This window comes from uncultured Arcticibacterium sp. (assembly GCF_964021845.1).
Lineage (GTDB): Bacteria > Bacteroidota > Bacteroidia > Cytophagales > Spirosomataceae > Arcticibacterium.
In genome coordinates, this window is record NZ_CAXHZC010000002.1 from 378,294 (window position 1) to 392,945 (window position 14,652).

The 14,652-nt window shown below is 35.9% G+C and carries 13 protein-coding genes; 4 read left to right on the top strand and 9 right to left on the bottom strand.

From position 1 onward, the window contains the following. Positions 1-130: 130 nt before the first annotated feature. The gene (gene lon / locus AADJ06_RS08350; protein WP_341225975.1) at positions 131-2,608 is read left to right on the top strand and encodes an endopeptidase La; all 2,478 of its coding nucleotides are present in this window, start codon (positions 131-133) and stop codon (positions 2,606-2,608) included. A gap of 57 nt (positions 2,609-2,665) precedes the next feature. Here the strand turns inward: lon and AADJ06_RS08355 are convergent, their stop codons facing one another. Together AADJ06_RS08355 and AADJ06_RS08360 are read right to left on the bottom strand one after the other, a co-directional pair. Further along, positions 2,666-4,723, bottom strand: a complete 2,058-nt coding sequence (locus AADJ06_RS08355) for a carboxy terminal-processing peptidase (protein ID WP_341225976.1) — start codon at positions 4,721-4,723, stop codon at positions 2,666-2,668. 43 nt (positions 4,724-4,766) lie between these two features. Then, positions 4,767-5,432, bottom strand: coding sequence for an FKBP-type peptidyl-prolyl cis-trans isomerase (locus AADJ06_RS08360; protein WP_341225977.1), 666 nt, complete (start codon positions 5,430-5,432; stop codon positions 4,767-4,769). Between the two features lie 164 nt (positions 5,433-5,596). Between AADJ06_RS08360 and AADJ06_RS08365 the strand changes: the two genes are divergently transcribed. Next, positions 5,597-6,508 carry a hypothetical protein gene (locus AADJ06_RS08365; RefSeq protein ID WP_341225978.1) on the top strand — a complete coding sequence of 304 codons (912 nt, stop codon included), beginning with the start codon at positions 5,597-5,599 and terminating at the stop codon, positions 6,506-6,508. A 56-nt stretch (positions 6,509-6,564) separates the two neighbouring features. On the opposite strand, the gene AADJ06_RS08370 is transcribed toward AADJ06_RS08365, so the two are convergent. Both AADJ06_RS08370 and lysM read right to left on the bottom strand, forming a co-directional pair. Continuing rightward, positions 6,565-7,083: an HAD family hydrolase gene (locus tag AADJ06_RS08370; protein WP_341225979.1), complete on the bottom strand. Its 519-nt coding sequence runs from the start codon at positions 7,081-7,083 to the stop codon at positions 6,565-6,567. A gap of 112 nt (positions 7,084-7,195) precedes the next feature. Then, positions 7,196-7,642, bottom strand: a complete 447-nt coding sequence (gene lysM / locus AADJ06_RS08375; protein WP_341225980.1) for a peptidoglycan-binding protein LysM — start codon at positions 7,640-7,642, stop codon at positions 7,196-7,198. Between the two features lie 138 nt (positions 7,643-7,780). Between lysM and AADJ06_RS08380 the strand changes: the two genes are divergently transcribed. Continuing rightward, positions 7,781-8,302, top strand: a complete 522-nt coding sequence (locus AADJ06_RS08380) for a nuclear transport factor 2 family protein (protein ID WP_341225981.1) — start codon at positions 7,781-7,783, stop codon at positions 8,300-8,302. Positions 8,303-8,307: 5 nt separating this feature from the next. Here the strand turns inward: AADJ06_RS08380 and rfbA are convergent, their stop codons facing one another. The 3 genes from rfbA to galE are packed head-to-tail and all read right to left on the bottom strand — an operon-like array spanning position 8,308 to position 11,260. Continuing rightward, positions 8,308-9,168: a glucose-1-phosphate thymidylyltransferase RfbA gene (gene rfbA / locus AADJ06_RS08385; RefSeq protein ID WP_341225982.1), complete on the bottom strand. Its 861-nt coding sequence runs from the start codon at positions 9,166-9,168 to the stop codon at positions 8,308-8,310. 26 nt (positions 9,169-9,194) lie between these two features. Further along, the gene (gene rfbB, locus AADJ06_RS08390) at positions 9,195-10,247 is read right to left on the bottom strand and encodes a dTDP-glucose 4,6-dehydratase (protein WP_341225983.1); all 1,053 of its coding nucleotides are present in this window, start codon (positions 10,245-10,247) and stop codon (positions 9,195-9,197) included. Further along, positions 10,244-11,260 (bottom strand): UDP-glucose 4-epimerase GalE, encoded by a 1,017-nt coding sequence (galE, locus tag AADJ06_RS08395; RefSeq protein ID WP_341225984.1) that lies wholly within the window; start codon positions 11,258-11,260, stop codon positions 10,244-10,246. Before galE ends, rfbB begins: the two co-directional genes overlap by 4 nt. Before the next feature lie 91 nt (positions 11,261-11,351). Here galE and AADJ06_RS08400 point away from each other — a divergent pair, with 91 nt between their 5' ends. Continuing rightward, positions 11,352-12,188: a transglutaminase-like domain-containing protein gene (locus tag AADJ06_RS08400; RefSeq protein ID WP_341225985.1), complete on the top strand. Its 837-nt coding sequence runs from the start codon at positions 11,352-11,354 to the stop codon at positions 12,186-12,188. Between the two features lie 4 nt (positions 12,189-12,192). On the opposite strand, the gene AADJ06_RS08405 is transcribed toward AADJ06_RS08400, so the two are convergent. Together AADJ06_RS08405 and sufB are read right to left on the bottom strand one after the other, a co-directional pair. Beyond that, entirely contained in the window at positions 12,193-13,041 is an 849-nt protein-coding gene (locus tag AADJ06_RS08405) for a DUF5694 domain-containing protein (RefSeq protein WP_341225986.1), read from the bottom strand. Between the two features lie 73 nt (positions 13,042-13,114). After that, positions 13,115-14,560 (bottom strand): Fe-S cluster assembly protein SufB, encoded by a 1,446-nt coding sequence (sufB, locus tag AADJ06_RS08410; protein WP_341225987.1) that lies wholly within the window; start codon positions 14,558-14,560, stop codon positions 13,115-13,117. Positions 14,561-14,652: the final 92 nt, after the last annotated feature.

The following is a 14,652-nucleotide window of genomic DNA, read 5'->3' on the forward strand; positions in this document are numbered from 1 at the left end:
ATAGCCGATACCCCTGACTTGGCATTAAGCTTGTCGTTTTATACCTATAATTAGAGATTTGATATATCAAGTGGCTTTTGTACATTCAATATGACAGACTGGCATACCACGATAAGACTATACTATTTAGATGAATAAAGATTTTGAACTACTGGAAAAATTTGCAAACCCCAGTACAAATTTGGAAAACGTAGAAATGATTGAAATAGCCTCACCAGATGAGGTTATGGAAAATGATGAAAACCTTCCAGAGAGCTTACCGCTTCTGCCATTAAGAAATACCGTACTTTTTCCAGGAATAGTAATTCCTGTTACAGTAACACGTACTAAAGCTATTCGATTAGTAAAAAAGGCTTATCGTGGCGATAGAACTTTAGGCATTATTTCTCAGGTAAAACAAACCAAAGATGAACCTAAAGAAGACGACTTATTTAAAATAGGAACGGTAGGTAACATTTTGAAAATGATAGTACTTCCTGATGGGAACGTAACTATTATAGTACAAGGGAGAAGAAGATTTAAGATTACTAATATTTTAAAGACAAACCCGTACTTAACAGCTGCTGTAGAATACATTACCGACTCATTTCCTAATGCTAAGAAAAAGGAAACAAAAGCTTTAATATCAACTCTAAAGGACACTGCGGCCAATATATTAAACCTAAACCCTGAAATCCCTAGAGATGCCCAGTTGGCCATCAATAACATTGAGTCTCCTATATTTTTGACGCATTTCCTTTCTTCAAACCTCAATATAGGCATTGCTGAGAAACAATTACTTCTAGAAACTTATGATGGCGGAGAGCAAGCTCATAAGCTTTTGGAGCATATGCTGAAAGAGGTTGAAGTATTAGAAATAAAGAAAGATATTCAATCAAAAGCTAGTTCAGATATTGACCAGCAGCAGCGTGAATACTATTTACGTCAGCAAATAAAAGTACTTCAAGAGGAATTAGGCTCAGAGTCTCCTGACCAAGAGATAGAAAAATTACGCATGAAGGGTGCCAAGAAAAAGTGGCCATCAGATGTAAATGAGCATTTTAATAAAGAACTGAATAAAATTCAACGCTTAAACTCTATGGCTCCAGAATACGGTGTGGCTGTGAGTTATGCAGAATTACTCTCTGACTTGCCTTGGAATGATTCCAGTGATGATAGCTTCAATTTAAAAAGAGCTAAAAAGATTCTTGACGACGACCATTATGGTTTAACAAAAGTCAAAGAGCGTATTATAGAATACTTGGCTGTATTGAAGCTTAGAAATGACATGAAGGCTCCCATTCTTTGTTTTTACGGCCCTCCGGGTGTTGGTAAAACATCTTTAGGGAAATCTATTGCCAAAGCTTTAGGAAGAGAATATGTAAGAATGGCTTTAGGCGGTGTTCATGACGAATCTGAAATTAGAGGTCATAGAAAAACCTATATTGGGGCTATGCCCGGAAAGATTATTCAAAACCTTAACAAGGCAAAGAAATCAAATCCGGTATTTGTTTTAGATGAAATTGACAAAATATCTAGAGACCAAAGAGGTGACCCTTCTAGTGCATTATTAGAGGTTTTGGATCCAGAACAAAACAGTGCTTTTAAAGATAATTACCTTGAGGTTGACTATGACCTTTCAAAGGTTCTTTTCATAGCTACCGCAAATTCGCTAGACAGTATTCAATCTGCCCTTAGAGACAGAATGGAAATTATTGAACTTACAGGTTACACTGTAGCCGAAAAAGTGGAGATTGCTAAAAGGCACTTACTTCCAAAACAGCTTAAAGAGCACGGAATGAGTTCTAAAGACTTAAAATTAAATAAAGATGCTTTAACCAAATTGGTAGAAGGTTATACTAGGGAGTCTGGTGTAAGAGCTTTAGAACAAAAAGTGGGAACTGTGGTAAGGAAAATAGCTAAATCAATAGCTATGGAGGAAGAGTACAATGGCTCTCTAAAGGCCGAAGATATTGAAAGACTACTAGGACAGCCAATTTTTGACAAAGACCTTTATGAGGGCAATGAAATGGCAGGGGTAGTGACGGGCTTAGCTTGGACTCCAGTGGGTGGAGACATTCTCTTTATCGAATCTAATTTGAGCCGTGGTAAGGGCGTATTAACACTCTCTGGGCAGTTAGGTGATGTTATGAAAGAATCTGCCATGACGGCATTGTCTTACCTTAAATCTAACTCTGAGAGTCTTAACATTGATTATAGAACTTTCCAAAATTACGACCTTCATATTCATGTACCTCAAGGTGCTGTACCTAAAGATGGTCCTTCTGCTGGTATCACCATGCTAACATCCATGGCTTCTATTTTTACACAACGTAAAATAAAGAACAACTTGGCTATGACTGGTGAGATTACCCTAAGAGGTAAGGTTTTACCTGTAGGCGGAATTAAAGAAAAAATACTAGCTGCCAAAAGAGCGAATATTAAGGAAATTATCCTTTGTTATAAAAACCAAAAGGATGTAGAAGAAATAGGTGAAGAATACACCAAAGGTTTGAAATTTCATTATGTAGACTTGGTTCCCGAGGTGCTCGAAGTAGCTTTACTAAAAACCAAGGTAGAAAACCCAATTAATTTTGTTTTCCCAAAACCTCAAGAAAACAGCAAATAGCACATAAAAAAAGACTTCCATATGGAAGTCTTTTTTTATGTCAATTTTGAGAAAGCATTACTCTTGATAAGCTATTAAATCTTTAAGGATTTTCTGAGCCTCCATCAAATAGACGTCTTCTTCCCTATCATCTCCTTCTTTTGTTTTTCTTAGCTTCTTGATAGTAGAAATTACTTCTTCGTTATCGTTCTTTTCTTTTAACCTTACTTCATAGTTAAGAGAATATTCTTTTATCTCTCGTTGTTTCTTATAGATCTCTATGTCTTTAAGAAGTACTTTCATTTGCTCGTCAGTAGTCAATCGCTCATTATACTTATCCATAATGTTAGCTAACACCTCGTTAGTAATTACATTCTGTTTTGTAAAGTTTGAGCTTGAAATTTGGTCATAAGGCAAAGCACTCTCCATGCTACTTTCACCGCTTTCTTCAGAGTCCCAAGGCGTAGGTAAGGCTATATCAGGCACCACACCTTTATTCTGGGTACTATTTCCGGTAATTCTATAAAACTTCTCCGTTGTAAGCTTTAGCTGGCCATACCTTTCTTCTTCTTCCATACCTTTAGAAGCTGCACCTTTTCTAGAAGCCACTCTTGGCGAAAGTAAAAATTGGTCAAGATTAACCAACTGCTGTACAGTTCCTTTCCCAAAAGACTGTTCCCCTACTATTAAGCCTCTATTATAGTCTTGAATAGCTCCTGCAAAAATTTCTGAAGCCGAAGCCGAATGTCTGTTTTGCAAAACCAAAAGAGGACCGGAATAAGACACTGAAGTATTATTATCTTCTTCCACATCTATTCTACCTTTTCCTGTTCTTCGCTGCACCACTGGACCGTTAGGAATAAAAAGGCCTGTTAAATTAATAGCTTCGGTTAAAGAGCCTCCTCCATTATTTCTTAAATCAATAATGACCCCGTCCAAACCTTTATTATTGAAATCCTTCAGAAAAACATCCACATCTTTGGTAGTACTCTGAAAATCGACACCTTTTCTAGCTCCATCAAAATCTCGATAAAACATAGGGATATCAATAAGCCCAATTTTATAAACTTTATCGGCATCTTTCATTTCTAGAATTTCTGCTGATGCTACTGCTTCTTCTAATTTTATTTTATCACGAACTATTCTTACCTCTCGTGCCTCAGAGTTTATTGGAGCTTCTTTTGCTTTTAAAAGAAGCCTAACTACGGTGCCTTTTTTTCCTCTTATAAGGTTTACAGCATCATCAGTAAGCCATCCCACAATATCTTGGAAGTCGCCATCATCTCCCTGTGCTACAGCCAATATATAATCTTCCTTATTAGCTAGCTGTGTTTTAAACAAAGGCCCTCCAGGAATGATATCCATAATCATCACATGGTCATCATTATTTTGAAGCCTTGCTCCTATTCCCTCTAAAGACTGACTCATATCAATATTAAACTGTGCAGCTGTACTAGGAATCATATAGCTAGTATGAGGGTCAATAGCCCTTGTAAAAGCATTCATATAAGTTTGAAAAATATCTTCCGAATGCCATTTTGCCACTCTTGACTCATATCTATCAAAACGCCTTTTCAACGTACTTACTATAGCACTATCTGAGCTTCCACTTAGTTTTAAACTTAAAGCTTGACTTGTAATAATTTTATCCCATTCTCTATCTAATTCCTCTTCTGTCAGAGCCCAGTCCTTTTCTTCATCATCAACACTATACATTTCATTAGAAGTAAAATCTAAAGGTTGATCAAGAAAGTTCATGACGTAATCAAAACGCTTTTTATAAACTTTTCTATACTTATTAAAAATTTCAAAAGGAATATCTAGGTCTCCCGACAACAAAGCATCGTCAATCAAGTACCTGTATTTTTCAAATTCCGCTACATCAGATTTTGTAAAATACGAATGACCACCGTCAATGCTTTCAATCATGTTATTAAAGACCTTGGTTGAAAGCTCATCATCCACTCTAAATTTTTGATAATGGTAATTATTCAAAAATTGAGTAACAAACTGCTCAACTCTATGCTGTGTTTCTGAAGGCTCTAGGTCATCGTAACTGTACTTCCCAGAATCACTTTGGGCATAACCCAAAACACTGTAGAACAAAACTGTACAAACTATAAGTATTCTTTTCATAATATTATTTATCTGGTTGAATAAGAAGCATGGACTTTCTTATTTATAGTATTTCTATCAATTCTACTTCAAAAATCAGGGCAGAATTAGGCCCTATTTTCCCTTGACCTCTAGGCCCGTAAGCCAAATCTGAAGGAATAAAGAATTTCCATTTAGACCCAACTGGCATCAACTGAAGACCTTCCACCCATCCTTTGATTACTTGAGTTACACCAAAAGTACTTGGCGAGCCTCGCTCCACGGAACTATCAAAGACTGTACCGTCAATAAGCGTTCCATGATAATGCACTTTGACTTTTTGCGTACTTAGCGGCTTTTCTCCAGTACCAGCTGTTAAAACCTCATATTGCAAACCACTCGCCGTAGTCATTACACCTTCGCGAGCTTTATTTTTTTCAAGAAAGGCATTTCCGGCTGCTAGGTTTGCATTCCCCACTTTGGCGGCAGCTTTTTGAAAGTAATGCTGAATAAACATACCAGAATTAGCCGAAGAAATCGACAATTCTTGGTCTCCTAAAATATCTCTAATAGCTTTTATCAATACCTCTGTGTTTGGCTGAACATTTTGAGCTTTTAAGCTCTCTCCTATATTTACTCCTATCGCATAGCTCAAAGAATCTAATTCTGAATTTAAACTTACTTGACCTTTAGAAATGGCCGTATTAAAAAGAAGTATGGCGGTTATAATAAATGAAAGACGTTTACTCATTTTACTTTTAACTTGGTTTATTTTATTTTTTTGAATCTATGCGATTCCTTCTAATTAACACAATAATTGCCTAAAAAATTACGCTCTACTAAAAATACTTTTACCTCCCATTTTACGTAGTTGGTATAGTTTTTGAAAATTACTTACTAATCAATCACATATTTATGCTAAAGTTAATTTTAAGTTTTCCGGTACAGGTTATACAATTTGTAAGTAATACCATTAACCGAATCATATCTCAAAGTAAAAATCCTCTTCAATTAAACGTTCTTAATTATAAGAGTTTAATTAACGCTGGAATAGTTGCGTGTCTTATTTATGGCCTATATCTCTTCTTGGAGCCATTTGGCATCAATAACTACTCCAACCAAAACAAAACTATCCTAATAGCTCTATCAGCAATTTCTGGTTTTATTGGTTTAATTATTTCCGATTTCCTACTCCCAAGTCTGTTCAAGAGCTATTTCGAAAATTCTAGCTGGACTGTAATGAAAGAAATTTCTCTTTATGCCATGCGTTCTTTCTTCTTAGGACTTATGGTTATGGTCTTTGGAAACCAAACGGGTTTAACAAATTTTAACTTACCTATCTTCCTTTTGCAGTTTACAGCAGCCGCTACTTTTTCGGGAATCTTCCTGGCTTTTATCAAAGAAGGGATCTTAAGAAAGAGATTTGAAGATAAAGCAGAAACAGCAAATCAGAGAATCCAGAATTATTCTGCACCTGTGCCGAACAGTAATCCATTCCCTGTTTTAGTTTTTTCAGGCTCGAATGACAAAGTTAGTATCGTGCCAAACCAACTAATTTCTGTCAATATTGATAAATATAAGTCTGAATTTGTTTACCAAAACATTTTAGGTACAGTAAACAAGAGCCTTGATATTTCGGCCTCAGATGTTATAAAAGAAATAAATGAATATGAACAATTCATTGAACTGAATAAAAACCATTTTGTCAATGCTCAAGCATTATATAAAGCAGAAGGAAATGCTGCCGGCTACTTGGTACATGTGGCCAAATGTACACATCCAATAGGTGTAACTAGAAAATTTCATGGTGCTATTGAGAATTTATAGCAGTCCTCTGTGTTCATAAAAAAAACAAAAAGACGGCCTCAAACCGTCTTTTTGTTTTAAAATACTTTCATCCATTTATCCTGCTCTTTCATCACTAGCTTTATCACATCTCTCACTACTCCCGCACCACCATTTACTGGTGAAACATAATCTGCCACTTCTATCACTTCCGGTTCCGCATCTGCCGGGCAGGCCTTTAAGACCTCACTATTTTTCATAAGAAGCAAATCTGGAATATCATCTCCTATATAAACTACCTCATCAGCAGAAATATTCCATTCTTTTAAAAGACTCTCAAAAACAGCAGGTTTCCCGTCTGTACTCACTGATAAATGAATTTTACTAATACCCAGTCCGCCCAGTCTAGTTCGAATACTTTCTTGCTTACCTCCCGAGATAACAGCCGTTTTATAGCCGGCTTTTATAGCCATTTGAACGGCATAGCCGTCTCTCACATTAAAAACTCTATCCACACCGGCGTCTGTCACTATTAATCGGGCATCAGTAAAAACACCATCCACATCAAAAACAAAGGTTTTAATCTTCGAAAGCTTACTTCTTAATTTTATATCCATAAGTACAAATATGGGGTTTTAATTGCTGAATATTAAACATCATTTCATTAGTAAATAGACAAAAAAAAGACCGCTCCAAAATGGAAGCGGTCTTAATCTGATTAAAATGTTATTAATCTTCCAAAGCAGGAATTCTCAACATTTGACCAGGATAAATTTTATCTGGGTCAGAAAGCATTGGCTTATTAGCTTCAAAAATTACTGGGTACTTCATAGCATTACCATAAAATGTTTTGGCAATTTTACCTAAAGTATCACCACTCACTACTGTATGAAACTTAGCTTCTTCTTTAGGCACCTCTACTTCTAAAAGATTATTAACCGAAGCAACACCTTCAACGTTTCCAACCGCAATAGCGATTTTCTCTGCATCAACTTGCTCAGCCACTGAACCTTCGATAGTAACTATATCTTCTGCTACTTTAATACTTAATTTTTTAAATGGTAGGGCTAATCCCTGAACGTGGGCCAATAAGGCTGCTGCTTTCACTTCTGGTTCTTTAGCTGCAGAAGGAAAAATCTTTTCACCAACACCCTTAAAAAATGACATTAATCCCATAGTATTTCTTTTATGTTTTTTTGTTTGAACTATTACAAATATAAACTTTTAGACTAGAAAAAAAAGATTGGTCACTATAATCTCAAATGAAATATCGAAGTTTAACAAAGCGTTATAAAGTTTACAATATTAAATAATATGAAAAATCTAAGTTTATCTCTTTTACTTCTTCTTTGTACCACCTTTTCATATGCACAATCTGATGAGGTAGGAATCCTTTCGGCGGTGAATGACTACCTAGATGGTGGAACTAATGGTGATGTAAATCAATTTAAAAATGCATTTGTACCAGATGCCATTCAGCGTTCTATTGGTAGAAACGGAACAATTATAGGCATGTCTGTTGAAAGTTTAGCATCTAAAATAACTCCTGGCAAAACAATGTCAAGAGAAACCAGTATCTTATCATGGAGCTATGCAGGAATAGCGGCAACAGCTATTACAGAGACGGTTTACCCATCCTCTAAAATTATTGACCTCTTAAACCTTTTGAAGATAAATGGAGAATGGAGAATAGTCAGTCGTGTTTACTCCAGAATTGATTCTGACGAATCACTAAGCTCTTCCAGCCAAGGAGGTAATGTTAGTGTTCCTTCTGCTCCAAAAACAAAAACAGCCCCTAAAAAGAAAGTAGAGGCTGTAGTAGATGATGGTTGGTAAAAAAATTACTTGAGAATATTTAGAAGGTATTGACCATAACCTGATTTTACCAGAGGTTTAGCAATATCTTCTAATTGTTTCTTTGAGATAAAGCCCATTCTATAAGCGACTTCTTCAATACCACCAATTTTAACACCTTGACGCTCTTCTATAACCTGAACAAACTGTCCAGCTTGCATAAGAGAGTTAAACGTACCTGTATCTAACCATGCAGTTCCTCTATTCATTACGCCAACATTCAGCTTACCTTTTTCTAAGTAAACTCTATTGACATCCGTAATTTCTAATTCGCCACGAGGTGAAGGTTCTATATTCTTGGCAACTTCTACCACACTATTATCATAAAAGTATAAACCCGGAACGGCATAATTACTTTTAGGTTTCTCAGGTTTCTCTTCTATTGATACAGCTTTAAAATCATCATCAAATTCTACTACACCATATCTTTCTGGGTCGTTTACCTTATAGGCAAAAACGGTTCCTCCGTCAGGTTCTGCACAAGATTGTAGTAACTTACTCAAGCCTGAGCCGTAGAAAATATTATCACCAAGAATAAGTGCTACACTGTCAGAACCTATAAAGTCTTCTCCAATAATAAAGGCCTGAGCCAGTCCATCTGGGCTTGGCTGTTCGGCATAAGAAATTTCACAGCCAATTTGAGAGCCATCTCCTAATAACTTTTCAAAATGAGGTAAATCATGCGGCGTAGAGATAATCAGAATTTCCTTAATGCCCGATAACATTAAAATAGACAAGGGATAGTAAATCATTGGTTTATCATAAACCGGCATTAATTGTTTACTAACTGCCAAAGTCAACGGGTGTAAGCGAGTTCCTGACCCACCTGCTAATATTATTCCCTTCATTATTTCAATTATTTTTTATTGACGAATCAATTATACATTTTTTCGTAATACTTCTGATAGTCGCCAGAAGTTATATTAGAAATCCAATCCCAATTATTTAAATACCAATCTACTGTTTTATCAAGACCTTCTTCAAACGTCACAGAAGGCTCCCAGTCTAAAGTTTCCATTAGTTTAGTGGCATCAATAGCATATCTTAAATCGTGGCCAGCTCTATCAGTCACAAAAGTGATTAACTCTCTAGATGTACCTATTTCATGACCTAATTTCTTATCCATGGTATCACACAAAAGATGAACCAAATCTAGGTTAGTCCACTCATTATTTCCACCTATATTAAAGGTCTCTCCTATTTTACCACTATGGAAAATCATGTCAATAGCTCTGGCATGATCTAAGACATAAAGCCAGTCTCTCACATTCTCTCCTTTTCCATAGACAGGCAAAGGCTTCTTATTTTTGATGTTATTAATCACCAAAGGAATTAGTTTCTCAGGAAAATGATTAGGACCGTAATTATTAGAACAGTTTGAAATAACTATTGGCAAACCATAAGTACTATTATAAGCTCTCACAAAATGGTCTGAACTGGCTTTTGACGAAGAATAAGGTGACCTAGGGTCATAACTTGTATCTTCATAAAAGAAGGTTCCTGGCTCATGTAGTTCTCCATAAACCTCATCGGTAGATACATGGTAGAATAGCTTATTATCAAAATTACCTGCCCAGCTTTTCTTTGCTGCATTTAGGAGATTGACCGTTCCTATAACGTTAGTCATTACAAAAGCCATTGGGTCTGTAATTGATCTATCTACGTGAGATTCTGCAGCTAAATGAATTACTCCATCAAAATTGTATTTTGAAAAGAGGGCTTCCATTTCTTCAGCATTTACTATATCTCCTTTTTCAAAAATATAATTAGAAGCATCCTTAAGGTCTGTCAGGTTTTCTAGATTACCTGCGTAGGTCAATTTATCTAGATTGACAATGGTGTAGTCTGGATATTTATTTACGAAAAGTCTTACTACATGGCTACCAATAAAACCGGCACCGCCTGTTATTAAAATACTTTTGCTCATTTTTGTTTTGCTAGTTTGCACTCCCACCTCCATGCATCTCTTAATGCATCTTCCAGTGTTTTTTCAGTTTTCCAATTTAATATATTATTGGCTTTAGTTACATCGCCATAAATTTTAACGGTATCACCGTCTCTTCTATTCCCTATACTATAGTTTAGTTTTAAATCATTTACCTTTTCAAAGGTTTTGACTAATTCCAAAACAGAGTTTCCTTGACCTGAACCTACATTAAAAACATCATAAAAGTTATCAGGAGCACTATTAAGATACTCAAATGCCGTTACATGAGCTTTAGCCAAATCTACCACGTGAATAAAATCTCTAACATTAGTCCCGTCAGCAGTGTCATAATCGTCACCAAAAATGGTTAAACTTTCTCTCAGACCTATCGCAGCCTGTGTTATGTAAGGAACCAAGTTGCTTGGAACTCCATTAGGTAGCTCTCCTATTTCAGCAGACTCGTGTGCTCCAACAGGATTAAAATATCTTAATGCCACAAATTGGAAGTTCCCTCCAGAAATAACTGAGTCTCTTAAAATATCCTCTCCAATAGTCTTTGTATTACCATAAGGTGAATTAGCTGGTTTTCTTGGTGTTTCTTCTGTAACAGGAACCACATCTGGCTCACCATAAACGGTACAAGAAGATGAAAAAACAAGCTTGGAAACTTTCTGAAGCTCCATCACTTTGATTAAAGTAATCAAAGAACCCACATTCATTTCATAGTATTTGAGCGGTAGTTTTACAGACTCGCCCACTGCTTTGGCGGCGGCAAAGTGAATTACTCCGTCAATATTAAAGTCTGTGAATACTTTATTTAAAAAATGTTCATCATTGCAGTCTCCTTCAACAAAATCAACATCATATCCGAGAATATTTCTCAAACCTGTCAAAACCGACTTATCCGAATTACTGAAATTATCAATAATTATAGGTTTATGACCTGCGACTACTAATTCTACCACAGTATGTGAACCAATAAATCCCGCCCCACCAGTAACAAGTATATTCATATAAAACGTTTTGGCAAAAATAGGAAAGTTTTGAATTTAAGTTTGTTGTTTTCCAAAGACTTCCTAAATTTCAATATATAATTACGAGCTTATGTCCGAAAATGAAATCAAGGCACTTGTTTCTCTACTCGATGACACTGACGAAGAAGTTTTATCTCATGTAGAGCAGGAAATTAGAAATTTAGGTGATGACATCATTCCCTTTCTAGAAAATCACTGGGAAAGAAACGCCCTAGATTCTCACATGCAGAAAAAAATTGAAGACTTAATTCATGATCTTCAATATGACAATTTCTCTTCTAGGCTTATTGAATGGAAAGATGAAAGGCAACACGACCTTTTAGAAGGAATGTGGTTAGTGGCTAGGTATCAATATCCAGATTTAGAGTTTGAAACTTTAAAAATGGAAATTAATCAGATTTACTTTGAAGCTTGGCTTCAGCTCAGGGATGAGATACACCCTAAAGACGCCATAAAAATTTTAAATAATATTTTCTTCGACAAATATAAATTTGCCGCTAACACGAAGAACTTTCATTCGCCTGCCAACTCATTAATAAATCAGGTTTTAGAAACTAAAAAAGGTAATCCTATTTCTCTCTGCGTTATTTACCTTTTAGTAGCACAGCGACTTGGTTTACCAATTTTTGGAGTAAACCTTCCAAGCCTTTTTATATTAACTTTCAAATCTACTCAGATTCAGTTTTATATCAATGTTTTCAACAAAGGGCTCATTTTCAGCAGGAAAGACATTGGTTCTTACTTAAAGCAAATGAAAATAGAAGAGGAAGAAATGTTTTACGAGCCCTGTTCCAACTTAGAAATTGTACGCAGGTCACTTCTTAATTTGATGGTATCGTTTAAGAAAAATTCGGAAACCGCTAAAGTGGAAGAGATCAAATTCGTATATGATAAGCTCTTAAGTTAACTAATTATCTCAAAACCTCTGAAACGGGTACTAAAGTAAAAACCGGATGACTCTTTAAAACGTCGGATAGAATTTGGGCATGGGCTGCTCCAAAGATTATTAATATTCTATTATCGCCGTTCTCAAGTTTTGTGTAAAGGTTCTGTACAATTTTAAGATTCCTGAAATATTCCATAGATGTAAGCTCAGCTCCTACCCCATTGGTATTATTATCCATCCATGCTAACACATTGAAATATTGAAGATTTCTTAGACTTTCCTCTTCATTCATTTTCACCAAATGGTCTTTCAAACGCAAGTTTTTCCAGCTTTCATGCTCTTCCAGATAATCCTTAAAATTAGCTGAAGCCAATGAGTTCGATTTAAAGAAAGAATTAAAGTCTGGTTTCTTAGCATTAACCTCTTCCGTAAAGTCTAGCCATTTTTTTTCTACCGAACTATTCGCTTTTTTCTGAGCGTCGTTCATGTAATTTATACAAATAACTCCTGAAGGTAGCTTCAAAAGGCTGGCTGTTCGGATCCCAATTTGAAAAATCTCGTTTTGAAGAACTGTGACACTTCTAGGAAGTACTCTTTGCTGATATTCTCTGTAAACATTGTCCCAAAAAGCCTGTGCCTCAGGCGTATTTTCTACAAAGATTTTATCTGGTTTATAAGCTGCAAGTTTCTTCACCACTTGCATGACTTCTCTTTGTCTTTTAGGCTTTAAAACATCATCGTAGTTACTTGAACGAAAATCTGGTGTTTCTCCAAAATGAAAAGTACCAAGAACTAAAGCCTCAATTTTATTATGACCTTGCCCAATGGCAAAGCAAGGAAAAAGTATTAAACAAAATGTAAGCACTTTAATCATAGCTTCGAATTAAAGTAAAAAAGCCGTCTTTACGACAGCTTTTTTAAATATTAATAAGTTTTCAATGTAAACATTAACCCACTGAGCCTTCTAAAGAAATCTCTAGAAGTTTTTGAGCTTCTACTGCAAACTCCATTGGTAATTGTTTTAAAACTTCTTTGGCATAGCCATTAACTATTAAAGCAACCGCCGATTCTGTATCTATTCCACGCTGGTTACAATAAAACAACTGGTCTTCACCAATTTTAGAAGTAGTAGCCTCATGCTCCACAGAAGCCGTAGAGTTGTTTACTTCAATATATGGAAAAGTATGAGCCCCGCATTGGTCTCCTAAAAGCATAGAATCACACTGAGAATAGTTTCTCGAATTAACCGCTCTTTTAGAAATATCAACCAAACCTCTGTAAGAGTTTTGACTTTTACCTGCCGAGATACCTTTAGAAACAATTCTACTTTTAGTATTCTTCCCTAAGTGAATCATCTTGGTTCCTGTATCTGCCTGCTGATAATTATTAGTAACTGCTACAGAATAAAACTCACCAATAGAATTATCTCCTTTCAAAACAACTGAAGGATATTTCCAAGTAATGGCAGAACCTGTCTCTACCTGCGTCCAAGAAATCTTAGAGTTGTTACCAAAGCATAAACCTCTTTTCGTAACAAAATTGAAAACGCCTCCTTTTCCATTCTTATCTCCTGGGTACCAGTTTTGAACGGTGGAGTATTTAACCTCTGCGTTTTCACCCGTATAAATTTCAACCACAGCGGCGTGTAATTGATTTTCGTCTCTTTGAGGAGCAGTGCAACCTTCTAAGTAACTTACGTAAGAATCGTCGTCTGCTACTATCAAAGTACGTTCAAACTGGCCTGTACCTGCCGCATTAATTCTGAAATAAGTAGAAAGCTCCATTGGGCATCTTACCCCTTTCGGGATATAACAGAAAGAGCCATCTGAGAATACCGCTGCATTTAAAGCAGCATAAAAATTATCTTTTACAGGTACTACCGAACCCATGTACTTCTTCACTAAATCTGGGTGATTTTCAATAGCCTCAGACATTGAACAGAAAATGATTCCTTTCTCACCTAATTCCTTTTTGAAAGTAGTAGCTACAGAAACCGAATCAATAACTGCGTCAACTGCTACTCCAGAAAGTCTTTTTTGCTCATTTAAAGAGATCCCCAACCTTTCAAAGGTCTTTCTTAGTTCTGGATCCACTTCGTCCATGCTTTCAAGCGTTTTCTTTTGCTTTGGAGCGGAATAATACTTTATAGCCTGAAAGTCAGGTTTAGTATAAGTAACATTTGCCCATTCAGGTTCAGTCATTTCTTGCCAAACTTTAAAGGCCTTAAGTCGCCACTCAAGCATCCATTCTGGCTCATTCTTTTTAGCAGAAATAAAACGAACTATACTCTCATCCAAGCCTGGAGGAGCTTCATCAGCTTCAATATCTGTGTAAAAACCATATTTATATTCGGTGCCAGTAACTTCTTCTAGCAGCTCTAAATCTTTTCTCATGCTCTCTTTCTTAATGATATCACTCAGTAGCCTAACATAGGTTAGACATAATATGTTCTCAAAATTAGAATTATTCTAATTATTAAGTGGAA